The 21,845-nt window shown below is 69.9% G+C and carries 22 protein-coding genes and 1 pseudogene; 11 read left to right on the top strand and 12 right to left on the bottom strand.

Features of this window, described 5'->3' with window-relative positions; all coding sequences use genetic code 11:
• Positions 1–422: 422 nt before the first annotated feature.
• Both ACI6QG_RS05360 and ACI6QG_RS05355 read right to left on the bottom strand, forming a co-directional pair.
• A pseudogene (locus tag ACI6QG_RS05360) lies at positions 423–1,212 on the bottom strand (IS5 family transposase); the annotation flags it as partial.
• 48 nt (positions 1,213–1,260) lie between these two features.
• Positions 1,261–2,628, bottom strand: a complete 1,368-nt coding sequence (locus tag ACI6QG_RS05355) for a tyrosine-type recombinase/integrase (protein ID WP_407023539.1) — start codon at positions 2,626–2,628, stop codon at positions 1,261–1,263.
• A gap of 340 nt (positions 2,629–2,968) precedes the next feature.
• On the opposite strand from ACI6QG_RS05355, the gene ACI6QG_RS05350 reads away from it, so the two are divergent.
• Together ACI6QG_RS05350 and ACI6QG_RS05345 are read left to right on the top strand one after the other, a co-directional pair.
• Complete coding sequence (locus ACI6QG_RS05350) at positions 2,969–3,205, top strand: DUF6538 domain-containing protein (protein ID WP_407023538.1); 237 nt, start codon at positions 2,969–2,971, stop codon at positions 3,203–3,205.
• Positions 3,206–3,213: 8 nt separating this feature from the next.
• Positions 3,214–3,630 carry a hypothetical protein gene (locus ACI6QG_RS05345; protein ID WP_407023537.1) on the top strand — a complete coding sequence of 139 codons (417 nt, stop codon included), beginning with the start codon at positions 3,214–3,216 and terminating at the stop codon, positions 3,628–3,630.
• 72 nt (positions 3,631–3,702) lie between these two features.
• On the opposite strand, the gene ACI6QG_RS05340 is transcribed toward ACI6QG_RS05345, so the two are convergent.
• The 5 genes from ACI6QG_RS05340 to ACI6QG_RS05320 form a co-directional block, all read right to left on the bottom strand.
• Entirely contained in the window at positions 3,703–5,124 is a 1,422-nt protein-coding gene (locus ACI6QG_RS05340) for a DUF8370 family protein (RefSeq protein WP_407023536.1), read from the bottom strand.
• Between the two features lie 245 nt (positions 5,125–5,369).
• A complete protein-coding gene (locus tag ACI6QG_RS05335; protein WP_407023535.1) occupies positions 5,370–5,735 on the bottom strand; it encodes a nuclear transport factor 2 family protein in 366 nt (121 codons plus the stop codon).
• Positions 5,732–6,646, bottom strand: coding sequence for a VOC family protein (locus ACI6QG_RS05330; protein WP_407023534.1), 915 nt, complete (start codon positions 6,644–6,646; stop codon positions 5,732–5,734). Before ACI6QG_RS05330 ends, ACI6QG_RS05335 begins: the two co-directional genes overlap by 4 nt.
• Positions 6,643–7,398, bottom strand: coding sequence for a dienelactone hydrolase family protein (locus ACI6QG_RS05325; RefSeq protein WP_407023533.1), 756 nt, complete (start codon positions 7,396–7,398; stop codon positions 6,643–6,645). The genes ACI6QG_RS05330 and ACI6QG_RS05325 overlap by 4 nt, the downstream gene beginning before the upstream one ends.
• A complete protein-coding gene (locus tag ACI6QG_RS05320) occupies positions 7,395–8,477 on the bottom strand; it encodes an alcohol dehydrogenase catalytic domain-containing protein (protein ID WP_407023532.1) in 1,083 nt (360 codons plus the stop codon). Before ACI6QG_RS05320 ends, ACI6QG_RS05325 begins: the two co-directional genes overlap by 4 nt.
• Positions 8,478–8,659: 182 nt before the next feature.
• Here ACI6QG_RS05320 and ACI6QG_RS05315 point away from each other — a divergent pair, with 182 nt between their 5' ends.
• The 9 genes from ACI6QG_RS05315 to ACI6QG_RS05275 are packed head-to-tail and all read left to right on the top strand — an operon-like array spanning position 8,660 to position 16,758.
• Entirely contained in the window at positions 8,660–9,367 is a 708-nt protein-coding gene (locus ACI6QG_RS05315; protein WP_407023531.1) for a GntR family transcriptional regulator, read from the top strand.
• Positions 9,368–9,415: 48 nt separating this feature from the next.
• Complete coding sequence (locus ACI6QG_RS05310) at positions 9,416–10,381, top strand: tripartite tricarboxylate transporter substrate-binding protein (RefSeq protein ID WP_407023530.1); 966 nt, start codon at positions 9,416–9,418, stop codon at positions 10,379–10,381.
• 11 nt (positions 10,382–10,392) lie between these two features.
• Positions 10,393–11,268 carry an alpha/beta hydrolase gene (locus ACI6QG_RS05305; RefSeq protein ID WP_407023529.1) on the top strand — a complete coding sequence of 292 codons (876 nt, stop codon included), beginning with the start codon at positions 10,393–10,395 and terminating at the stop codon, positions 11,266–11,268.
• Positions 11,265–12,302: an Ldh family oxidoreductase gene (locus ACI6QG_RS05300; RefSeq protein WP_407023528.1), complete on the top strand. Its 1,038-nt coding sequence runs from the start codon at positions 11,265–11,267 to the stop codon at positions 12,300–12,302. The genes ACI6QG_RS05305 and ACI6QG_RS05300 overlap by 4 nt, the downstream gene beginning before the upstream one ends.
• A gap of 28 nt (positions 12,303–12,330) precedes the next feature.
• Positions 12,331–13,548, top strand: coding sequence for an amino acid ABC transporter substrate-binding protein (locus tag ACI6QG_RS05295; RefSeq protein ID WP_407023527.1), 1,218 nt, complete (start codon positions 12,331–12,333; stop codon positions 13,546–13,548).
• A 4-nt stretch (positions 13,549–13,552) separates the two neighbouring features.
• Positions 13,553–14,431: a branched-chain amino acid ABC transporter permease gene (locus tag ACI6QG_RS05290; RefSeq protein WP_407023526.1), complete on the top strand. Its 879-nt coding sequence runs from the start codon at positions 13,553–13,555 to the stop codon at positions 14,429–14,431.
• Entirely contained in the window at positions 14,428–15,330 is a 903-nt protein-coding gene (locus ACI6QG_RS05285) for a branched-chain amino acid ABC transporter permease (RefSeq protein WP_407023525.1), read from the top strand. Before ACI6QG_RS05290 ends, ACI6QG_RS05285 begins: the two co-directional genes overlap by 4 nt.
• Entirely contained in the window at positions 15,327–16,058 is a 732-nt protein-coding gene (locus tag ACI6QG_RS05280) for an ABC transporter ATP-binding protein (RefSeq protein WP_407023524.1), read from the top strand. Before ACI6QG_RS05285 ends, ACI6QG_RS05280 begins: the two co-directional genes overlap by 4 nt.
• Positions 16,051–16,758: an ABC transporter ATP-binding protein gene (locus ACI6QG_RS05275; RefSeq protein WP_407023523.1), complete on the top strand. Its 708-nt coding sequence runs from the start codon at positions 16,051–16,053 to the stop codon at positions 16,756–16,758. The genes ACI6QG_RS05280 and ACI6QG_RS05275 overlap by 8 nt, the downstream gene beginning before the upstream one ends.
• 6 nt (positions 16,759–16,764) lie before the next feature.
• Here ACI6QG_RS05275 and ACI6QG_RS05270 read toward each other — a convergent pair whose 3' ends face one another.
• From ACI6QG_RS05270 to ACI6QG_RS05250, 5 genes are read right to left on the bottom strand one after another with little or no spacing between them, the layout of a single operon-like run.
• Entirely contained in the window at positions 16,765–17,490 is a 726-nt protein-coding gene (locus ACI6QG_RS05270) for a PIG-L deacetylase family protein (protein WP_407023522.1), read from the bottom strand.
• A complete protein-coding gene (locus ACI6QG_RS05265; protein ID WP_407023521.1) occupies positions 17,487–18,713 on the bottom strand; it encodes a glycosyltransferase family 4 protein in 1,227 nt (408 codons plus the stop codon). Before ACI6QG_RS05265 ends, ACI6QG_RS05270 begins: the two co-directional genes overlap by 4 nt.
• Positions 18,713–19,549 (bottom strand): sugar phosphate isomerase/epimerase family protein, encoded by an 837-nt coding sequence (locus ACI6QG_RS05260; RefSeq protein WP_407023520.1) that lies wholly within the window; start codon positions 19,547–19,549, stop codon positions 18,713–18,715. Before ACI6QG_RS05260 ends, ACI6QG_RS05265 begins: the two co-directional genes overlap by 1 nt.
• Positions 19,546–21,018 (bottom strand): YcaO-like family protein, encoded by a 1,473-nt coding sequence (locus tag ACI6QG_RS05255; protein ID WP_407023519.1) that lies wholly within the window; start codon positions 21,016–21,018, stop codon positions 19,546–19,548. Before ACI6QG_RS05255 ends, ACI6QG_RS05260 begins: the two co-directional genes overlap by 4 nt.
• A complete protein-coding gene (locus ACI6QG_RS05250) occupies positions 21,015–21,845 on the bottom strand; it encodes an MBL fold metallo-hydrolase (protein WP_407023518.1) in 831 nt (276 codons plus the stop codon). Before ACI6QG_RS05250 ends, ACI6QG_RS05255 begins: the two co-directional genes overlap by 4 nt.

Genomic DNA, 21,845 nt, shown 5'->3' with positions numbered 1-21,845 from the left:
CGTATATTTTGGATTAAAGGATCGTCGGGATGTCATATTCAAATCATAAGATAGTCCCATGGGACGATCTGCAGGGCTATGAGGTATCTGAATACGATCAAGTGGATAAGGTTCTCGGCTGCTACATTAGGCTCGAAAATGGCGATACCTTCGAGTGCGAACACGATGTAGAGCATGAAATCGAAGAAGGTTAATTCTGCGTCGTCTTTAAGCGTCCCCACAACGAATTTCGGATTGCTGAAATGCTAAATTTTTTTGAAAGCTTTAGGCCGATGGGGAATGTCACCAATCATCAGGATATAGTTGACCGACTTAAGCTTACTCTTGCAGGCTTGAAGAGCGGAGAGCGGCAACCTTTTGATTCTTTTATGCTGCTTATCGGCAGCAATACTTACTCCGTCGAGCGCAAATAAGAGCGCCTTACAGAACCTGCTGATCTGACCGAGGCACACGAGGGCTGCAGCGAGGGTGGCGAAGGCCAGATGGATGTCGGCGCGTCGCTCGTAGCGCACGACGAGGCGGCGGAAGCGGGCCATCCACGCGAAGGTGCGTTCGACCACCCAGCGGTGGCGACCCAGGCGGTGGCTGCCGTCAGTGGACGCTTACGGGCGATGCGCGGCGTGATGCCTTGCTTGCGCAGCGCCGCGCGGACCGGACGTCCCGTATAGGCCTTGTCCGCGTGCAGTTTCGTCGGACGCATGTGGGCCCTGCCGCGCTTGCCGCCGCTGACCGGCGGCACGGCATCGAGCGTGGCCTCCAGCATGCGGCTGTCATGCCGGTTGGCGCCACTGATGGTCAGGCCGAGCGGTGTGCCCTCGGCGTCCGTGACCATGTGCCGCTTGGTGCCCGGCCTGCCGCGGTCCGTCGGGTTCGGGCCAGTCTCCACGCCCCCCTTTCTGCCGGAACAGCGGTGCTGTCCAGCGCGGCGCGGTCCCAGCGGATGCGGCCCCCTCCCTCCAGCCGGTCGAGCAGCACCTAGTGCAGCCGCGCCCAAACACCTGCCGTCTGCCAGTCCCCCAGCCGCCGCCAACAGGTCATGCCCGACCCGCAGCCCATATCCAACGGCAGCCGATCCCAAGGCGTGCCGGTCCTCAGCACAAACAGAATGCCCGTCAGCACCGCCCGATCCGGCACGCGCGGGTGGCCACCCTTCGGCTTGGGCTTCTCGGGTGGAAGCAGGGGCGCAAATGCAGCCCAGAGGTCTGACATCATGGGCTTCGCCACTCAGCCCAAAGTCTATTAGGCAGTTTTGTTAGGCGCTCAAGGTTCCGCCTGGACTACTCGATGGGGGCTAGTCAACAACACGGCCTGCAGCACCTTCTGCTCCAGCTCTGTTACAGGCGACGCCAGACAGAACACGCCCCACGCCTCCATCATGGGGCGCCTCGGCTCAAGGAGGGTATCGCGCGCGTAGGCCGCACGCACACCGTTCGCGTCGCGGTGCGCCAGTGCAAGTTCGGAGAGCTCGTCCCGGAAATCATGATACCGCGCCCACTCCTTGAACGATGAACGGAAGCCGTGGGGGACAACGCATGTGCCGTGTGGATCGCGCCACCGCGGTTGCTCGCCATTTTGCAACCCGTCGAGGCTCATGCCGCGCACGAGCTCGGTGATGCTCATGTCGGACAAGGGGCGGCCAGCCCGATATCCCGGGAATACGAGGAGGTCGCGCTGAACTTCGCCGCTCCCCGTCTGCGCCAGGGGCGCCACGTGATCCAAGATGGCCAGCGCCGCTGCCGAAAGCGTCACGGCGTGTGTCGCACGGCCTTTCATCCGTTCGGCCGGCACAGTCCACAGGGCCCGCTCGAGGTCGATCTCCTTCCACGTTGCGCCTCGCACCTCGCCAGACCGCGCGGCGGTGAAGATTTGAAACTGCAACGCAAGCGCTGCCATGCCACGCCGCCCGGCAAGTGCACGAATGAAGGCGGGGACCTGCGCGTAGGGAAGCGATGGATAGTGCGAGCCCCGTCCCTGCCGCTGCCGCTTCCTGGCCTTCAACGTGCTTGGCGCCGCCAATACATTCTCGAGGTGCCCCCGCCACTGTGCCGGGTTGGCAATCTCAGCAGGCCGCCAACCCATTGTTCGCGCGTAGGCGAAGACCTGTTCCAGCCGCCCGCGCACCCGTGATGCCGTCTCCGGCGACCGCGACCAGACGGGATTGAGCGCCTTCACCACGTTCTCCGTAGTGACGTTGGCGACCGGAAGGTTGCCCAGGCTCCCGAGGACGTGGCGTTCCAGCGACGACAGCCATTCGGCGCGATGCCGGGCGCTGGTCCATCGCTCGAACTGCGCCTCGCGGCAGGCCTCGGCCACGGCGCGCACCGTGCGGGTGCGGGCTTCCTGCGCACGCTGGCGCTCGCCCTCACGCTCCGCCAGCGGGTCACGTCCGTCGCGCAGCGCCGCGCGATGGCGGGCCGCCGCCTCCCTTGCTTGGCTGAGCGTCACTGCGTCTGCCCCGCGCGCGGGGCCAATGCCGAGTTCGCGGCGCCGGCCGCCCGATTGGTATCGCAGGATCCAGGATGCACCCTTCGCGCCGACGACCAATGTCAAGCCATTGCCGTCGAAGTAAGTGCCTGGCGGGTGGCGCGCGACCTGAATGGCGGTGAGAGGCTTGGTATGGCGTGGCAAAGCTCGATCTCCGGCGGTGAGAAGGGGGATTATCTTCCCCCCTACCTTCGCCCCTACATGAGATAGCCTAGACACGAACAAAGGTGAACATCGACGTGCTTGCCATCACATCGGGCGCAGAAATATCGTTGTATTTCAGTAAATTAGTGATCTTGTGCGACTGATCGCGTTTCGGGGTTCGATTCCCCTCAGCTCCACCATTCCAAATCTTTCGAAAACAATTGCTTAGAATTACGCGTCGGGGGCTTCACGTCGCTTGTACCCAGCGGATTTGCATGGGCAACGGGCGCCATGATGGAGAGTCGGCGCCTTGCTACATAAGACGCTACACAAGCCCCGCATGAAGCGCCGCGCTGGCGCGCATTTGACGCGACGTGGATTGACCTACAGCTTTCGTATGCGTGTGCCGGACAGGCTTTGGGTGGCGCTGAAGCGTGCGAAGGTGGTTCGCGCGATCGGTTCCGGTGTGGTTGTTGCCCGGTGTGTCGCAGCTCAGGTTGGCGCACGCATTGGCGCCCTTTGGCAAGCGTCGGACGTGATGGCAAAGAGAACAGAAACCCAAAGGACCCCAGGATAGACCGTGAGGTGAAGCGGTGGTTTGAAGCTCAGCTTGAAGCCGCCTTTGCGATCTTCAACAGAGGCGACTTTGCCGATGCCATCCTGCCTACTGGTGTGACCGCTGAAGTCAGGCGGCGGGCACAAGTGGAGTTATTCGGTGCTGAGGCAGTGGCGCAATTGGATACTCTATCCAGCGAAAGTCCTGATTATTCCATCGGGCGGGCAGTGGCCAAGGGCATAAGCGGAACGCGGATGAGTGGAGTGCTTCGCCCCGGCACGCAAGGGTTTGCTTTACTGGAAAAGCAGGGCGCGCGGCATGAAGCACTCGTTTGGGAAGGGCGCGTTGCGTGGGCCAATGGAGAAATTGGGTTTCGGCCTCCATACATGCCTTTGGTCCCTGAGGCAGCACCAGCGCACAAGCTGCCACACCGGCTCGGTCAGTGAGCGTTGAGCAGATGCCGACACAAAACGACGGTTGCGTTGAAGGTCCAGGTGCCTGCCGAACTCCAGCAAGGTCTAAGCTTTGCTCGCTGAGCGTTTCGGCTTTGCATCTACCACCACGATTTCCGAAGCACGCTCCCCGCGCTTGAGCTGGTCAGCCCGCATCTTCTTGATCACGCTCAACTTTTGTCCCATCTTTCCCAAGTCCATAACCAAGAAAAATGCAGCATCAGTGCGCGCAGAATTCTTGTATTTTTCGAGCTGGGTCGAATATCCGTGCTCAACCGTTCCCATTGATTTCTTTACCTCAACAAGAACACGACTATGATAACCTGTTGAAAATTTGAAATCAACGGGACCCCCTCCAGCATTCGTTTCCGGAGATATATCTAGATTGTTCGCTCTACAGAAAACATCTGCAACGGCAAAGAAAAGAAGTTGTCCTGCTTTTTCTTTCTTCGGCTCTCCATTGTCCCACATCAGCTCCCAAAGATTGTTATTTTCAATCTGGAACTTAAAATTATCTATGATCTCACCGACAACCCTGACTAATTCACCAGAGTTTCGTTGCTTCGGTGGCATTATCTTGTTTTCAAACGGCTGGAGATTGGATTTCAGAATTTCTCTAATTCGATAGACATTTAGAGGGTCACCATCGGGGTCGTAGCTATCGCTGGCATTAATCACAGCACTTAATAGCTGACGGAAGCCAGCAAGTGATTGCAATGCAGCGTCCTTGAGAGCCCGCTTTTTTTCGGAAACTGTTTTTGCAGTTAGCGCACCAAGATAATTGTTAAATGCGTCACGAATTCCAGAAATCTCAGAGACTACGCGCGATACATCAGACCAATCCGCAGCCAACGGCAGATCTCGCAGTATATCTCTGGGAACTAGTACAATGGGCTGCATGGGATAGTAAGGGTTCTCGGGTAATATTCTTCCGCATTTAGTTTCTATCGAAACCGGAATTGATTGTTTTTTGCAAAAATCCTCGGTTATCTCAGCAAGTGCCGGATAAATCGCGTTAGCAGTTAAGTCACTAATCGTATCTGGCCCTACTCCTTCATCAAAAAGACCCATCAATGATATGATTTCTGGATTTTTCGCTCCCAGGTGCACAATCTCATGGGCAGTTTGTATGATTTTCTGTCGTATTTCCTCTGGTCTAGAATTCCCCTTGGTCGTAGCCCCTCCGTAACCAAGGCCCGTTTCTGGGCGCTCATCTAAATCTAAAAGCTTTGCGGCTGCGCGCCAGGGAGTATCATTCTGTTTTTGTGAAGAATCAACTAGTTTGACTATGTTCGTAAATCTTTCGATTAGTAAATTGTTACCCCTCTTGGAGATTGTTTTGTTCACACTCTTGGCAATTAACAAGGGATCGATAAACAATTTTGTGTCAGCGTTTAGGATTGGATCGAGTAAACCTGCCCGGTTCAACTCGGTGCTGTTGATGTTAAAGCGGGAAGAAAACAGCTCAGGGTTTATAAGCGATGGCATTAAATGCTACTCCATACTGTTACTAACTTGCTTTTGCCTGTGAAGCAGCATGGTCGTTGCCGACCTGCGCCTGCAAGCGCCATCGAAAGTGATCTACCGTCGCGCTTCTTGCGCCTTCCGATCGCCCAGACCAGCATACGCTCCTCAAACCTGCGTGCCCGCGACGCTGAATAACTGTCTTTGTCAAGAAAACTTCGTGAGGGGGATTTTGCCCTCAACTCCACCATCCACCCCCTGCCCGGCAGCTAGGCCCCTGGCGCCTTCACGGAATGCCAGGCCAGCAGCAGCGCCCCGCGATACACGGCCGTGTAGAGCATCCGCATGGCGATGACGCCGCCGGCCTTCTCCAGCTCCGCCTCCGACTCGCCGAAGACCAGGGTGATGCCGCCCTCCTGCCGCGCCTCGCGCCGCACCACGGCGTAGCGGCGGTAGCGCCGCGCGCCGGAGGAGAGCATGCGCAGGAACTCCGCCTTGTCCTCCACGGCGCCGTTGGAATGGACGTAGTGCAGGTCGTCGGCCAGCAGGGCCGCCACCGCGTCCACGTCATGCGCGGCCAGCGCGGCGAAGCGCCGGTCCTCGGCGGCCAGGGCGGCGGTCGTCGGGTCGCTCACGTCACATCCTCCGGCAGTTGCAGGCGGTACATCTCCAGGAATTCGGGCGAGGGCGGCAGGCCCCAGACGTCGCGCGGCAGCCCGGTCCAGACCTTGGGGCGCTGCGGGCGGTCGCGGTGCCAGGGGCGCGGGTCCCAGAAGCCCAGCGCCTCGTCCGTCATGCTGTCCAGGTCGTAGAACAGCTCGACGATGTGGCCGTCCGGGTCGCGGTGGTAGCAGGCGACGTTGTGGCCGGGGCCGTGGCGCACCGGGCCCCACAGGATCTTCACCTTCTGCCCGCCCAGGATGTCGCAGGCGCGGTGCATGTGCCCGGCGTCGCGCAGCGCGAAGGCCATGTGGTTCAGCCCGGCATGCGGGCCGCGGGTGAAGTTCACCGTGTGGTGCTCGTGCGAGCAGCGCAGGAAGACGAAGCGGTCCTCGATCCAGTCGGAGACGCGGAAGCCCAGCTGCTCGCCCCAGAAGCGCGCCACGGCTTCCGGGTCGGCGGTGTAGTTCGCCACGTGGCCCAGCTTCAGCGGCGCGATGCCGGGCAGCGGCTGGCGGTTGTCGTGGAAGTGGTGGCCGGCGAAGAGCTCGACGCCGCGCCCTTCCAGGTCCGCGAAGCGCAGGGCCTGGGGGGCGCCGGGCGTGGCGTCCTCCAGCATCGCCGGGCGCAGCCCGGCCTCGCCCAACCCGCGCGCCAGCTCGGGCAGCGAGGCATCGGGCGCCACGTCGAAGCCCAGCGCCAGCAGGCGGGGCTGCGGCCCGCGCTCCAGCACCAGCGCCAGCTGGCCGGATTCGGCGGCGAGGAAGGCGCGGTCCTTCTCCTGCGCCACCAGCGCGAGGCCGATGACGTCCCGGTAGTGCGCCAGCATGCGCTCCATCTGCGGGGTTTCGAAGCGCGCGTGGCGCAGGCGCTTGACGGCGATCATGGGGTGCTCCTCCCGCCCAGGGCGGCGGCGAACAGGGCGAGGATGCGGCGCCAGACATGCTCGGCCGAGGCCTCGTGATAGGTGGCGCGCTCGGGGAAGCCGAAGCCGTGGTCCACGCCGGGCAGCACCTCCACCTCGGCATCGCGGCCCCGGGCGGCGAAGGCTTCGCGCATCGGCGCGGCATGGGCGGCGGGGGCGTGCTGGTCCAGCTCGGCGAAGACGGTGTAGGTGGCGGCCGGCGCCTCGGCGGCCAGCAAATGCGGGCTGTCCGCGCCTTCCGTCACCAGCCCGGTGCCGTAGACGGAGGCGGCGGCGCGCACCTGGTCCGGCCAGCGCCGCGCCGCCACCAGGGCGAAGCGGCCGCTCATGCAGTAGCCCAGCGTGCCCATGCGCGCGGTGCCGGCGGCGCGCTGCGTCTCCAGCCAGCGCAGCAGCAGCGCGGTGTCCGCCATCACCGCTTCCAGCGGCAGGCTGAGATACAGGCCGATCATCCGCTCATGCCCCGGCGTGGCGGGGTCGGTGCAGTCGGCGGGCAGGCGGAAGCCCGCGCCCTCGCGGTAGAACAGGTTGGGCAGCGCGACGCAGTAGCCGGCCTCGGCCAGCCGGGTGGCCATGCGGTGCAGCTCGGGCCGGATGCCCGGCGCGTCCATGTAGAAGATCACCGTGGGCCAGGGGCCGGCGCCCTGCGGATGCACCACGAAGACGTCGGCCTCGCCATCGGCGAGGCCGACCGTGTGCTCCTGCGCGATCATGGCGTGATCACGAAGTTGGAGAAGCCGCCATGCCGCGCGGCGATGCCGGAGATGGCCTGGTTCGCCTCCTCCAGCGGGTGCGCGTGGTGCTCCAGCACCGAAAGGTCCAGCACGCCGCTGCCGGCCATGTCGGCCAGGTCCTGCCCCTCGGCGGTGGTGAACCAGACGGAGCCGATGAGGCGCATGTTGTTGTCCATCAGCCAGTGCACCTCGATGGGCACGTCGCCGGCCACCGCGCCCACATTCACCAGCCGGCCGCCGCGGCGCATGGCGCGCATGGCGTCGAGGAAGGTGGCGTGGTCGGCGCCCGGGCCGAGGCAATCCACCACCGCGTCCACGCCCTCGCCGCCATTGGCCTGCTTCGCCCAGGCGGCGATGGAGCCGGTGCCGATGGGGAACACCTCGATGCGGCGCGGGGCCAGGGCTTTCACGTCGGCCAGCAGCTTCGCGTCGCGCCCGGTACACAGGATGCGCGGCACCCCCATGGCCAGGGCGCAGAGCACGCCGCCGAGCCCCAGCGTGCCGCTGCCGCCGTTGATCAGCACGGTGGTGGCGGGCCCGGCCTCCGCCTTGCGCAGCGCCGAATAGGCGGTGCCGATGTAGCCGAAGCGCGCCGCCTGCTCATAGGACACGCTGTCGGGCAGGGTGACGATGGCATCCGCCGGGGCGGTCATGAACTCGCTCATGCCGCCATAGGGGTAGTCGGCGAAGGTTTCGAGCGAGTGCGGCGTGAAGCCGAAATAGCCGTTGAAGGTGAAGGAGGTGCAGGCGATGGGGTCGCCGCGCCGGCAGCGCGCGCAATTCCCGCAGGAACGCGCGGGGTTCACGTAGACCCGCTTGCCCGGCTCGAGGCGGCGCACCAGCGGCCCCACCGCCGCGATGTCACCCGCCGGGTCCAGCCCGAAGGAGGCGGGGAAGGGCGGCAGCGGCAGCTCCGGATACCAGGTCGGCCACTTGGCCAGCACGTTGCCCAGGTTGGGCACGATGCCGCAGGCGCGCACGCGCACCAGCACGTCATGCGCGCGCGGCTCGGGGACGGGCAATTCCTCGATCACCAGCGGCCCGCCGACCTCGTGCATGCGGGCAATCCTCATCCGTGGCGGCAATGGCGGCACCGGCGCCTCCCCTTCATGTTCGTTGCGCCGGAGGGTGCATGCCGGTCCCGCGGGCGTCAATCGAAAATCGGCGTTGTTTCGAAACATGCTTGTGTTTCGAAAATCGCCGTGGAATGGTTGGCCCGACGGACCGGAAGGGCAGGCGGGTGGCTTCGGCGACGGCAAGGCGCAAGGCGGCGGATGGCGGCGGGCTCATCAGCCAGGACGTGGTGGCCCGGCTGAAGGGCGACATCCTGGATGGCCGCTTCGCGCCCGGCTCCAAGCTCGGCACCGCCATGCTGCAGGCCGCCTACGCCGCCAGCGTCGGCACGCTGCGCGAGGCGCTGTTCCACCTGCGCTCCGAAGGGCTGGTGGAGATGGAGGCGGGGCGCGGCTTCCGCGTCGCCCCCGTCTCCGCCGAGGATCTGCGCGACGTGTCGGCGCTCTATGTCGAGATGGAGGAGCGCACGGCGGTGGAGTCCGTGCGCCATGGCGACGAGGAGTGGGAGACCGGATTGGTCGCCGCCTTCCACCGCCTCGCGCGCATCGAGGCGCTGCCGCGGGAGGAGCGCATCCGCCGCTCCTCCGAATGGCTGGTCTGCCACCGGGAGTTCCACCTGGCGCTGGTGGCGGGCTGCCGCTCGCGCTGGATGCTGCGGGTGCGCGCGCAGCTCTTCGACCACATGGAGCGCTACCGGCTGCTGTCGCAGAAGCACCGGCCGCTGAGCATGACCAAGCGGCGCGAGCACGCGCTGATCCGCGACGCCGCGCTGGCGCGCCGCGCGGAGGACACCGGCGCCCTGCTGCGCGCCCACCTGGAGGAGACGACGGAAACGGTGCTGCGGCACGCGCCGCAGTTCATGCCCACCGCGTGAGTGGCGCAGCGGGCGCGCAGACGCCCGCGCGCGATGGAGGAGACGTTGATGATGTTCAGGCGAACCCTGCCTGCCGCCCTGCTGGCCGCCCTGTCGGCGCCCGCCCTGGCGCAGGATGCCCGGCGCCGGCCGGTGACGCTGGTGCACGGCTTCGCGCCGGGCGGCCCGGCCGATGCCATCGCCCGCGTGCTGGCGCCGCCGCTTTCCCAGGCGCTGGGGCAGCCGGTGGTGGTGGAGCCGCGGCCCGGCGCCGGCGGCAACATCGCCGCCGCCGCCGTGTCCCGCGCCACGCCGGATGGCAGCACCATCGGCCTCGTCACCGGCGGCCATGCGGTGACCGCCGCCTTCGGCCGCAACCAGAACTACGAGCCGGTGGAGGGCTTCGAGCCCATCGCCCAGGTGGTGCGCTACGCCTTCGTCGTCGCCGTGCGCGCCGACCACCCGGCGCGCGACCTGCGCGCGCTGCTGCGCCTCGCCGCCGCCGCGCCCAATGCGCTGCAATTCGGCTCCGCCGGCACCGGCACGACGCAGCACCTGGCGGGCGAGCTGCTGAACGCGCTGGGCGAGGTGCGGATGACGCACATCCCCTATCGCGGCGACGCCGCCAGCATCACCGCGGTGATGGCGGGCGAGGTGCCGGTGGCCGTCACCGCCTCCAACGTCGCGCTGCCCTTCCAGGAGACGGGGCAGCTGCGGCTGCTCGCCGTCACCGGGCCGCGCCGCACGCCGCGGCTTTCCGCCGTGCCCACCGTCGCGGAGGCGGCGCTGCCGGGCTACGACGCCTCCACCTGGGCCGGGCTGGTGGCGCCGCGCGGCACGCGGCCCGAGGTGGTGGAGGCGCTGAACGCCGCCACCAACGAGGCCCTGCGCGACCCCGCCGTGGCCGCCCGCCTGGGCGAGATGCTGGATGGCGAGGTGGTGGGCGGCACGCCCGAGGCCTTCCGCGCCCTCATGACCACCGAAATCGCCCGCTGGCGCCAGCTGATCGAGGCGCGGCGCATCACGGCCGACTGAAGGACGACACCATGGATTTCCCTGTCAGCTTCCCCTCCGACGGGCTCACCCTCGCCGGCAACCTGCACATCCCCGAGGGGCGCCAGGAAGGCGAGCGCCTGCCGGCCTTCATCGTGCTGCACGGCTTCATCGGCTCCAAGGATGACAGCCACGCCGAGCTGATGGCGCGCATGTTCGAGGGCTGGGGCTACGCCGCCCTGCGCTTCGATTTCCGCGGCTGCGGCATGAGCGGCGGCGAGCGCGGCTACGTGCTGTGCCACGACCAGGTGGCGGATGCGAAGAACGCGCTGAACTGGCTGCGCGAGCGCCCGGAGATCGACCCGGACCGCATCGCGGTGATCGGCCATTCCTTCGGCGCCGCCGTGGCCTGCTACGTCGGCGCGGTGGAGCCGCGCTTCGCCGCCGTCATCTCCTCCTGCGGCTGGGGCCATGGCGAGCGCAAGTTCCGCGGCCAGCACCCCGGGCCGATGTGGGACAAGTTCACCACCATGCTGGCGGAGGCCCGCAAGGAGAAGGAGCGCACCGGCAAGGCCCCCATCGTGCCGCGCTTCGACGTGGTGCCGATGGCCGAGCACCTGCGCAAGCACCTCTCGCCTAAGGCGCAGCTCGAAGTCTCCGCCGACACGGCGCAGAGCATGTTCGACTTCAAGGCGGAGGAGATGATCCACTGGGTCAGCCCGCGCCCCATCCTGTTCATCCACGGCGCCGACGACACGGTGACGCCGACCGAGCAGAGCATCCGCATGTGGGAACTCGCCGGCCAGCCGAAGGATTTGGTGCTGATCACCGGCACCGACCACTTCCCGCTGGCCGGCAACAACCAGCGCACCAAGGACCTGGTGAAGGGCTGGCTGGACAAGCACTTCCCGCGGCGGTTGGCGGCATGAGCGCGCGCGTCGCGCCCGGGGCGCTGGAGGCGCTGGCCGCCGGCATCTTCCGCCATGCCGGCGTGGCGGCGGCCGATGCCGCGATCTGGGCGCGGGTGCTGGTCTGGGCCAATGCGCGCGGCGTGGACAGCCACGGCGTGCTGCGCATCCCCCGCTATCTGGAGCTGCTGGCGAAGGGGGAAATCAAGGCCCGCCCCGCCATGCGCGTGCTGACGGAGGCCGGCGGCATCGCGCTGCTGGACGCCGACCGCGCACCGGGGCCGGTGGGCATGGGCCGCGCGATGGAACTCGCCATCGGCCGGGCGCGGGCGGTGCATGTGGGCTGGTGCGTGGCGCGCAACATCACCCATGCCGGCGCGGTGGGCTTCTACGCCCAGCAGGCGGCGGAGGCAGGGATGATCGGCATGGCGATGACCGCCTCCCTGCCGCTGATGGCCTATCACGGCTCCCGCGGCTCGGTGGTCTCCACCAACCCGATCACCATCGCGGTGCCGGCGGGCAAGCGACCGCCGCTGGTGCTGGACATGGCGACGGCCACCGTGGCGCTGGGCAAGATCCAGAACGCCAGGAATGCCGGCACGCCCATCCCCGAGGGCTGGGGGCTGGATGCGGCGGGCCAGGCCACCACCGACCCGGCGGCGGTGGCGACGCTGACGCCGATGGCGGGCCCCAAGGGCTCCGGCCTGTCGCTGATGATCGAGTGCCTGGCGAGCCTCGTCGCCGGCAACCCGGTGATCGCGCCCGCGCTGCAGGGTGCGGCCGGCACCAACATGAACGGCGTCGCCATCGCGCTCGACGTCGCGGCCTTCGGGCCGGAGGCGCAGTTCCGCGCCGAGGTGGATGCGCTGGCCGATGCCGTGGCCGCGCAGCCCCCGGCGCCGGGCACCGAGCGCCTGCTGCTGCCGGGCGATCGCGGCCGTGCGGAGGCGGAACGACGCGCCCGCGACGGCATCCCCCTGCCGCCCGGCACGCTGAAGGGCTTGCAAGCGGCGGCGGAAGCATCCGGAATGCCGATGCCGGCCCTGCTTGGCTGAGAAGAACGACACGCAAGGAGGAAACACGATGACCCAGGCCATCACGCGCCGCGCGCTCGGCGCGGCCACGCTCGCCCTCGCCGCGCCCGCGGTGCACGCGCAGGGCAATGCGCCCTCCGCGGTGAAGATCGGCTACGCCGTGTCCAAGACCGGGCCGAATGCCGGCGGCGTCGCCGTCACCATCGCGCCCAACTACCAGCTCTGGGTGCAGACGGTGAACGCGGCGGGCGGGCTGAAGCTGGGCAACCGGCAGGTGCCGATCGAGGTGGTGGAATACGACGACCGCTCCTCCTCCGAGGATGCGGTGCGCGCCATCGAGCGGCTGGTGAACCAGGACCGCGTGGACCTGATCCTGCCGCCCTGGGGCACGGCACTGAACCTCGCCGTCGGCCCGGTGCTGAACCGCGCCGGGCACCCGCACCTGGCGGTGAACGCGGTGACGGACCGCGCGCCGGAGATGGCGCGGCGCTGGCCCAATTCCTTCTGGTTCCTCGGCACCTCCGCCCAATACGCCGCCGGGCTGGTGGAGATGCTGGTGCGCGAGCGCGAAGCCGGGCGCATCGGCCAGACGGTTGCGATGGCGAGCGTGGCCGACGGCTTCGGCATCGACCTGGTGAACGCCGCGCGCCCGGCGCTGCAGCGCGCCGGCTTCCGCACCACCTATGACCGCACCTACCCGGTCGGCACGCAGGACATGGCGCCCATCCTGGCCGAGGCGGCGCGCGGCAACCCGGAGGTGTTCATCGCCTTCTCCTACCCGCCCGACACGCTGGCGATCACCGAGCAGGCGCGCGTCTCCGGCTTCAACCCGAAGGTGTTCTTCACCGGCGTCGGCACCTCCTTCCCGCTGTTCCGCGACCGCTTCCGCGACAATGCCGAGGGGGTGATGGGCATCGGCGGCTGGCCGGCGGAAAGCCCGGCGGTGCAGGAATACCAGCGCCGCCACCGCGAGGCGGTGGGCCGCGAGCCGGACCGCTGGGCCAGCCCGGTGGTGTATTCCTCGCTCCAGGTCCTCCAGCAGGCGATCGAGCGCGTGGGGCGTATCGACCGCCCCGCCATCATCCGCGAGATCGCCGGCGGCAGCTTCGACACCATCCTCGGCCCGATGAAGCTGGAGGGGAACGTCCGCAAGGAGCAATGGGTGGTCGGCCAGTGGCAGGGCGGCGAGTTCTACGGCGTGGCACCCGGCGACATGGCCGGGGCGCGGCGCCCCGTGCTGCCCAAGCCCGCCTGGCGGACGGCCTGAGCCGATGGAAGGCGTGCTCGCCACCCTCGTCTCCGGCCTCGTGCTGGGGGGCATGTACGCGCTGGTGGCGACGGGCCTGACGCTGCAATACGGCGTGGCGCGCATCATGAACCTCGCCTATGGCGAGTTCGCGGTGGCGGCCGCCTTCGCGGCGCTGTGGCTGTGGACGGCGGCGGGCGTCAGCCCGCTGCTGGGGCTGCTGCTGGTGGCGCCGCTGGCCTTCGGGCTGAACCTGCTGGTGTACCGCGTCTTCCTGGTGCCGCTGGTGCGGCGCGCCAAGGATCCGGGAATGCTGGAGACGGACAGCATCCTCGCCACCTTCGGGCTGCTCTTCGTGGTGCAGGGGGTGATGCTGGCGATCTTCGGCGGCGCCTACCAGAGCTACAGCTACCTCTCGGTTCCCGTCTCCGTGCTGGGGGCCACCGTCACGGTGAACCGGCTGGTGGCGCTGGCGCTGGCGGTGGTGATCGGCGCCGGGCTGTGGCTGTGGCTGGCGCGCAGCCGCACCGGCACGGCGGTGCGCGCGGTGGCCGTCAGCCCCGCCGCGGCGCGGCTGGTGGCGATTGATGTCGGGCGCATCGCCAGCCTCGCCTTCGCCACCGGCGGGGCGCTGGTGGCGCTGGGGGGCGTGCTGCTGAGCATGTACACCACCTTCAACGCCTCCATGGGCGTGGTCTTCACCATGAAGGCGCTGGTGGTGGTCATCATGGGCGGCGTGGGCAACCTCATGGGCTGCCTGGTGGCCGGGCTGCTGCTGGGGCTGGCCGAAACCGCCGTGGCCGCCTGGGTGGATCCGGGGCTGACCATCGCCGCCACCTACGCGCTGTTCCTGTCCGTGCTGCTGCTGCGGCCGGCCGGCCTCTTCGGGCGCCCGGCGCGATGACGGCGCTGGCCTTCGTGCTGGCCGCGCTGGCGGCCCTGGCCTTCGTGCCGATGCTGGAGGACGGCTTCTGGCTGGCCCTGGGCATCAACCTCGCGCAATACGCGGTGCTGGCCACCGCCTGGGCCATGTTCTCCGGCCCCACGCGCTTCGTGTCGCTCGCCACCTCCGCCTTCTTCGGCATCGGCGCCTACACGGTGGCGGTGCTGGGCGAGGTGCTGCCCTGGCCGGTGGTGCTGGCGGTGGCGGGCGCCATCGGCGTGCTCGTCTCGCTGCTGGTGGGCTTCGCCACGCTGCGGCTGTCGGGCGTGTACTTCGTCGTCTTCACCTTCGGCCTGGCGGAGCTGATCCGCCAGCTCGTCACCTGGTTCGAGGTGAACGTGGCCGGCTCCATCGGCCGCTACGTCTTCGTGGACGTGACGCAGGCGGCGATCTACTGGCAGCTCCTGGGCTTGCTGGCGGTGCTGCTGGTGCTGGGCGCCTGGCTGCGCCGCTCCCGCCTCGGCTTCGCGCTGCGCGTCATCGGCGAGGACGAGACGGTGGCCCGGCACGTCGGCGTGGACACGGCGCGGGTGAAGGTGGCGCTGTTCGCGCTGTCCTCCCTGTTCATGGCGCTGGCCGGGGCCGTCATGGCGCCGCGCTGGACCTACATCGACCCCGCCATCGCCTTCAACCCGATGCTGTCCTTCCAGGTGCTCATCATGGCGCTGCTGGGCGGCGTGACGGCGCTGCTGGGGCCGCTGCTGGGCGTCATCCCGCTGGCGCTGCTGTTCGAGGTGCTGAGCGCGAACTTCCCCAACCACTTCTCCATCCTGCTGGGCGCGGTGTTCCTGCTGGTGGTCTACGCCGTGCCGCAGGGCGTGGCCGGGCTGCTGGCGCGGCTGCGGCGCCGCCCGGCATGAGCGCGCCGCTGCTGGACGTCAGCGGCCTCACCCGCGCCTTCGGCGGGCTGGTGGCGGTGGATGGGCTTTCCTTCACCGTGGGGCGGGGGGAGATCGTCGGGCTGCTGGGGCCCAACGGCTCGGGCAAGACCACGGCGCTGAACTGCATCTCCGGCGCGCTGGCGCCGGGTGGCGGGCAGGTGCTGCTGGAAGGGCGCCCGGTGGGCGGCATGGCGCCGCACCGCCTGGCGCGGCTGGGCGTCGCGCGCACCTTCCAGCTGGTGCGCGTGCTGCCCTCGCTGAGCTGCGCGGAGAACGTGCTGGCCGGCCTCGCCTTCGGGCGGGAGGGCGCCTGGGGCGCGCCGGCGCTGGCGCGCGCGGGCACGCTGCTCGACCGCGTGGGCCTCGCCGGCAAGGGGTCGCTGCCGGCGGGCGTGCTGACCTACGTGGACCAGAAGCGGCTGGAGCTGGCGCGCGCCCTGGCGCTGTCGCCCAGCCTGCTGCTGCTGGACGAGTGGCTGGCCGGGCTGAACCCGACGGAGCTGCAGGACGGCATCGCCCTGATCCGCTCCCTGCGCGAGGAGGGGCGGAGCATCCTGATGGTGGAGCACGTGATGGACGCCATCCGCTCGCTCTGCGACCGCTGCGTGGTGATGGCGGCCGGGCGGCGCATCGCCGAGGGCCCGCCGGAGGCGGTGCTGGCCGACCGCGAGGTGATCCGCGCCTACCTGGGGGACGGGGATGCTTGAGGTGTCCGGCCTGTCCGTCAGCTACGGCCGCCACCGCGCGCTGGACGCGGTGGGGCTGGAGGTCGCGCAAGGCGAGATCCTGGTGGTGCTGGGCGCCAACGGCGCGGGCAAGAGCACGCTGCTGAAGGCGCTGGCCGGGCTGGTTCCCGCCGCGCCGGGCGCGGTGGTGCGGCTGGGCGGCGCCGCCATCGCGGGGGCGGAGGCGCACCGCATCGTGGAGGCCGGGCTGGCGCTGGTGCCCGAGGGACGCGGCATCTTCGGCGAGCTGACGGTGCGCGAGAACCTGCGCCTGGGCGCCTATCCGCAGCGCGCCCGCGCCGGCGAGGCTGGCCGGCTGGCCGAGGTGCTGGCGCTGTTCCCCCGGCTGGGCGAGCGGCTGGGCCAGGCGGTGCGGACGATGAGCGGCGGCGAGCAGCAGATGGTCGCCATCGGCCGCGCCCTGATGTCGGCCCCCGAGATCCTGCTGCTGGACGAGCCCTCGCTGGGCCTGTCGCCGCTGATGTGCGCCGAGCTGTTCCGCGCCCTGCAACGGGTGCGCGCCGCCGGCATCGGCCTGCTGCTGGTGGAGCAGAACGCCCGGCGCAGCCTGGCCATCGCCGACCGCGGCCTGCTGCTGGAGAACGGGCGCGTCGTCGGCGGCGGCCCGGCCGCGGCGCTGGCCGACGACCCGGCGGTGCGCCGCGCCTACCTGGGCGGCTGAGCGCCCTCACCCCCCCGGGAAGGAAGCGGGCAGCGCGCCGTCGCGCCGGAACGCCTCGCGCGGGCCCGCCGCCGCCAGCGCGGCGTCCAGCCCATCGGGCCCGCCGAACTGGAAGCCCAGCTGGGTGGAATAGGCGTGGCAGGCGCGGCGGCGCGCCGCGGCGTCGCCGTGCAGCGCCAGCGCCGGCAGGTGGCCGAAGCCCAGCGGCCGCGCCGGATGGCTGTGCGGGCGGGCGGCGTAGGGCCAGTCCTCCCAGTGCAGCAGCGCCGTGCCGGGCGGCCGCGCCAGGGCGGCGGCGCGCAGCAGCTGCACGTGGTCCACATGGCCGCCGATGGCCTGCGGCAGCAGCCACAGCGCCGCCGGCGGCAGGGCGCGCAGCGCCTCGGCCAGCGGCAGGTGGATGGCGTCCTCCGCGCGCAGCGGGCCGAACAGCGCGGCGGCGCTGGCGTAGCCGCGGTGCGGCGCTTCGCGGAAGGGCAGGTGCAGCGCCGCGGCGCCCAGGGCGGCGCAGGCGGCGAGGTCCTCGGCGCGGCGCAGCGCCATGTAGTCGGCGCTGTCGGGCAGGCCCTTGTCGCGCTGGCATTCCAGCGCGAAACCGGTGGGCGAAGCCACGCTGGCGGTGAAGGCGGTCACCACCGTCACCGCCCAGCCCACCGCCGCCAGCCGCGCCAGCGTGCCGCCAGCCGAGAAGGCGGCGTCGTCCAGGTGCGGCGACAGCGCGTGGGCGATCACAGCAGGTGCGGCGCCGCGATGAAGCGGCAGGAGGGGTCCTCCGGCAGCGCGGGGTCCACCGGCGGGCGGCGGGGTGCGGCCACCACGCGGCCGTAGCTCTCCATGATGAGGCGGCCGACGGCGGGCCAGGAGTAGGTGGCGCGGCATTCGGCCAGCGCCGCTTCCGCCAGGCGGGTGCGCAGCGCGCCGTCCTCGATGACGCGGCGCAGGGCGGCGGCCAGGGCCGGCAGGTCGCCCGGTTCCACCAGCAGGCCGTTCTCGCCGTCGCGCAGGCAGTCCATCACGCCCACCGCCCGGCAGGAGACGCAGGGCAGGCCGCTGGCCATCGCCTCCAGGATGGTGTTGCTGAACCCCTCGGCGTAGGTGGGCGAGACGAACACGTCGCCCATCGCATAGACCGCCGGCGCGGCGGCGTAGTCGGCGTAGCCGGTGAAGCGCACGGGCAGGGCGAGTTCCGCCGCCAGCGCCTGCGCCGCGCCGAGGTCCGGCCCGATGCCGGAATACACCGCCGCGAAGGGCACGCCCTGCGCCCGCAGCAGCGCCAGCGCGTGCAGCAGGTCCAGCGCGCCTTTCCGCCGGTCCACCCGGCCGTGATACAGCAGGCGCACCGGGTCCGCCGCCGCGCCGGGCGGCTGGTGCGGCACGAAGCGTCCGGTCTCCACCGCGCCGGGCACGATGGTGAACAGGCTGCGCGGCACGCCCAGGCGCTCCACCACCTCATGCGCGAAGCTCTCGCAGCCGATCAGCACCGCGTCGGCGCCGCGCAGCACGCGCTCCATCGCCACGCGATGCGTCTCGCAGCAGGAGCCGACCCAGTGGCCGTCGCCGCCCTGGATGGAGACGACGACCGGTACCCCGGTCTCGCGCGCCGCCAGCAGCGCGGCCCAGCCATTGGGGTAGCCGTACTGCGCGTGCAGCACGTCGAAGGGCGCGCGGGCGTGCTCGGCCAGGATGGCGTCGCGCATCGCCGCCACGTCGCGCGCGAAGTCGGCGCCGCCGGGCCGCTCCTCGCCATGCGCCTGCAGGCCGATGACGCGCACGCCCGGCACCGGCGGCGGCGGCCCGCCGCCATAGATGCCGGTGCCCGCGGCGTCGCCGCGATACTGGCTGACCATGGTGACGTCGTGCCCCGCCGCCACCAGCTCGCCCAGCAGGTTCAGCGCGTAGACGCTCATGCCCGAGATGGCGGGGAAGAACCGGCGCGAGCAGAACAGCACGCGCATCACGCCGCCTCCCGGCAGGCGCGCAGCCAGCGCAGCGCCTCGGGCACCATGCGGTCGGCGCGGTGGCTCTCGCGCGACAGCTCCACGCAGGCCAGCCGCGCGAAGCCGGCCTCCTCCAGCGCGTCCAGGCAGGCGGGGATGTCCATGTCGCCCTCGCCGAAGGGCAGGTGCACGTGCTCGCCGCGGCGCATGTCCTCGATGGCGACGGTGGCGACGTGCGGCGCGAACTCGCGCACCGCCGCCGCCGGGTCGCGCTCTCCCGTCACCAGGCAATGGCCGAGGTCCAGCGCCAGGCGCAGGGCGGGCAGTTGCGCGTGCAGCAGGGCCCAGTCGTCCAGCGTCTCCACCAGCATGCCGGGCTCGGGCTCCAGCGCCGCATCCACGCCGCGCGTGCGCGCGTGGTCCAGCACCTGCGCCACGCCATCCAGCAGCCATTCGCCGGCCTCGCCGCGGTCCACGCCCGGTTGCGGCACGCCGGCCCAGAAGGACATCGCCTCGGCGCCCAGCAGGTTGGCGATGTCCAGCGCGCGGTGCAGGAAGGCGACGCGCCGCGCCCGCCCCTCGGCCGAGGGGGTGAGCAGGGTGGGCTCGTGCTTGGCGCGCGGGTCCAGCAGGAAGCGCGCGCCGGTCTCGATCACGCAGCCCAGGCCGCGCGCGTGCAGGGCGCGGGCCAGCGCCTCGGTGCGCGCCACCCAGCCTTCCGCCATCGGGTCCAGGTGGTGGTGGTCCAGCGTCAGCGCCACGCCATCGTAGCCGGCATCGGCGATCAGGGCGACCGCGTCCTCCAGGCGGTGGTTGGCGGTGCCGTTGGTGTTGAAGGCGAAGCGCAGGCTCATGCGGCGGCGCGCCGCCGGGCCAGCAGCAGCTGCGCCGCGAAGGGCCCGCTTTCGCGGTAGAGCGGGAACAGCGGCGCCACCAGGCGTTCCGCCGCCGCGGCGTCCCACCAGGCGGGACCGCCGCAGCGGTCCTCGTCCTCCGGGCGCAGGCGCACGCGCAGGGCGCCCGGCGCCGGCGCGTCCAGCAGCAGCGGGTCGCGCCGGGCGCGCAGGCGGCGCACGCCGCGCCAGCCCAGCCGGCCGTAGCTCATCGTCTCGCATTCCAGGCCCGGCACGATGGCCTTGACCACCCGCACCGCGCCGCCGGGCGGCGAGCAGTCCACCCACAGCACCTCCAGCCCCTCGGCGGCCAGGGCGCGCACCAGCCAGTCCAGCCGGGCGCGGCTGTCGGCGGAAAGCGCCGGGCCGGCGTCGGGCAGCGCGGAGAACGGCACCTCGCGCCCCACCCTGAACACGCTGCCGGACAAGCGGCGGCGCAGCTCGGCGGCGTCCTGCGCCAGCCATTCGGCCATCGCCTCCACCGGGCGCGGCTCCTGCTCCTCGGCCAGGGCGTTGCGCATCTGCCGCTCCACCATCTCGGCCGGCATCACGCGGCGGATGGCGTCCACTGGCCCGTGGGTGGCGGATTTGCGTGCGCGCGAGCCGCAGAATTCCAGCAGCGCCTTGCGCAGGCTGCGCGCGCGGTCCGGGTGCGCCGCCTCGCCGCAGGCGGTGAGCTGGAGCGAGATGGCGGCCTGCGGGTCGTCGCCCACCACGTAGAGGTTGGGGATGCCGAAATCGTCCGCCGCCAGCTTCACCGTCACGCCGATGCCCAGGCCGCGCAGGTGCTCCAGCAGCGCCTTCACCGGCGCTTCCTCCACCGCGTCCAGCGCCACCGCCACGCCCTGGTCCAGCGCGCGGTAGCTCACCGAGTTGCCGTCGCGCTGCAGCAGCTCCATCAGCCCGTGCGCCAGCGCGTGTTCCAGGTCGAAGCCGGCGCCCAGCCCGTTGGTGATGGGCATGATGACCTCCGGCGCCGTGCCGGTCTGGTAGGGGTAGGCGGCCACCCATTCCACCGGCACCCAGCAGGCATCGCCCGAGGGGAAGCGCCGCGCCTCCACCCAGGTCAGCGGCATGTCGGGCGTCCAGGGGCTGCCGGCGGGCAGGCACAGCGTCAGCGGGTCCGCCACCGCCGCCGCGCCGTGGATGGCCACCATGGCGCGGAAGCTGTCGCGGATGCGCGGGGCGCTCTTGGCCCATTCGCCGACGAAGTGTTCCTCCAGCACCTCGCCCACCGCTCCGACCTCGGCCTCGATGGGCTGGAAGCCGTAGCCGTAGCCGATGGTGGCCGGGCTGCCGTCGGCCGGCAGCAGCGCCGCCTCGCAGACCGGGATGCCGGTGCGGTCCAGCGCGTCGATGCGGAACACCTCCAGCCGGTCGCCCGGCGGCAGGGCGGCGCGGAAGGCGGCGGCGACGTCGTGCAGGCTCATCGCGTCAGCTCCTCGATGGGGATGTGGCGCACGCCGGGCGGGCCGCGCAGCTGGTCGTCCAGCACCGCCAGCGCCACCTCGCGCCCGATGCCGGGCGCGTGCTCGAAGGGGGTGCAGACGGTGTCGAAGTCGAGCGCCGCGATGACGTCGCGGTAGCGCCGCGCCTCGCCGGGCGTGATCGGGATGGACTTGTGGAACGCCTTGTGGGTGGACACCGCGAGGTTCCGCCCCTCGGCATCCTGGTCCACCTTGAAGGCGTCGCCGCAGAACAGGATGCGGCGCCGGGCGTCGTGCAGCACCGCCTGGCCCTCGTAGTGGCCGCCGACGTGGTGCAGCACCTGGCCCGGGCGCAGCTCCAGCACCTCGTCATAGGGGGTGTCCACGCGCATGGCCTTGGTCAGGCGCAGGTCCTCCTTCTGGATGGCCAGCACCTCCGGCCGGAACACGTCCTGCAGCTGCCACAGCGCGCCGTAGCCATGCACGTGGGAGGCGGCGAGGAAGCGGATGCCCCCCAGGCGGCGGATCTCCTCGATCATCGGCGGGGTGTAGTAGGGCGCGGCCTCGAAGGCGGTGTTGCCGTCGGGGTGCAGCAGCAGCCAGCCGGTGCCGTTCAGCCCGAAGGCCGGCGTGGTGGAGAAGGCGACCATGTCGCGCTCCAGCCGGCGCCAGTGGCCGGTGAGGTGCGCGGCCACCTTCTCCTCCGGCCAGAAGTCCCAGCCATCGGCGGGCAGGTCGTTGCGGGTGTCCTCGCAGACCGGGCAGCCGGAGGGGGCGAAGTGCTTCTGCCAGAAGCCGCAATGCGAACACGCCCAGGGGGTCAGCGGCAT

The organism is Sabulicella flocculans, assembly GCF_045449635.1.
In the GTDB taxonomy this organism is placed as follows: Bacteria; Pseudomonadota; Alphaproteobacteria; order Acetobacterales; family Acetobacteraceae; genus Roseococcus.
The sequence above is the reverse complement of the archived record's forward strand: the minus strand, read 5'-3'. Positions and strand labels throughout refer to the sequence as shown.

Coding starts and splice junctions, on each gene's coding strand:
- ACI6QG_RS05320 (WP_407023532.1), bottom strand. CDS start 8,477: ATGCACGAGGTCGGCGGGCCGCTGGTGATCGAGGAATTGCCCGTCCCC.
- ACI6QG_RS05265 (WP_407023521.1), bottom strand. CDS start 18,713: ATGCGCGTGCTGTTCTGCTCGCGCCGGTTCTTCCCCGCCATCTCGGGC.
- ACI6QG_RS05350 (WP_407023538.1), top strand. CDS start 2,969: ATGAAGCGCCGCGCTGGCGCGCATTTGACGCGACGTGGATTGACCTAC.
- ACI6QG_RS05305 (WP_407023529.1), top strand. CDS start 10,393: ATGGATTTCCCTGTCAGCTTCCCCTCCGACGGGCTCACCCTCGCCGGC.
- ACI6QG_RS05280 (WP_407023524.1), top strand. CDS start 15,327: ATGAGCGCGCCGCTGCTGGACGTCAGCGGCCTCACCCGCGCCTTCGGC.
- ACI6QG_RS05275 (WP_407023523.1), top strand. CDS start 16,051: ATGCTTGAGGTGTCCGGCCTGTCCGTCAGCTACGGCCGCCACCGCGCG.
- ACI6QG_RS05325 (WP_407023533.1), bottom strand. CDS start 7,398: ATGATCGCGCAGGAGCACACGGTCGGCCTCGCCGATGGCGAGGCCGAC.
- ACI6QG_RS05330 (WP_407023534.1), bottom strand. CDS start 6,646: ATGATCGCCGTCAAGCGCCTGCGCCACGCGCGCTTCGAAACCCCGCAG.
- ACI6QG_RS05295 (WP_407023527.1), top strand. CDS start 12,331: ATGACCCAGGCCATCACGCGCCGCGCGCTCGGCGCGGCCACGCTCGCC.
- ACI6QG_RS05310 (WP_407023530.1), top strand. CDS start 9,416: ATGATGTTCAGGCGAACCCTGCCTGCCGCCCTGCTGGCCGCCCTGTCG.
- ACI6QG_RS05250 (WP_407023518.1), bottom strand. CDS start 21,845: ATGCCGCTGACCCCCTGGGCGTGTTCGCATTGCGGCTTCTGGCAGAAG.
- ACI6QG_RS05260 (WP_407023520.1), bottom strand. CDS start 19,549: ATGAGCCTGCGCTTCGCCTTCAACACCAACGGCACCGCCAACCACCGC.
- ACI6QG_RS05285 (WP_407023525.1), top strand. CDS start 14,428: ATGACGGCGCTGGCCTTCGTGCTGGCCGCGCTGGCGGCCCTGGCCTTC.
- ACI6QG_RS05290 (WP_407023526.1), top strand. CDS start 13,553: ATGGAAGGCGTGCTCGCCACCCTCGTCTCCGGCCTCGTGCTGGGGGGC.
- ACI6QG_RS05255 (WP_407023519.1), bottom strand. CDS start 21,018: ATGAGCCTGCACGACGTCGCCGCCGCCTTCCGCGCCGCCCTGCCGCCG.
- ACI6QG_RS05340 (WP_407023536.1), bottom strand. CDS start 5,124: ATGCCATCGCTTATAAACCCTGAGCTGTTTTCTTCCCGCTTTAACATC.
- ACI6QG_RS05300 (WP_407023528.1), top strand. CDS start 11,265: ATGAGCGCGCGCGTCGCGCCCGGGGCGCTGGAGGCGCTGGCCGCCGGC.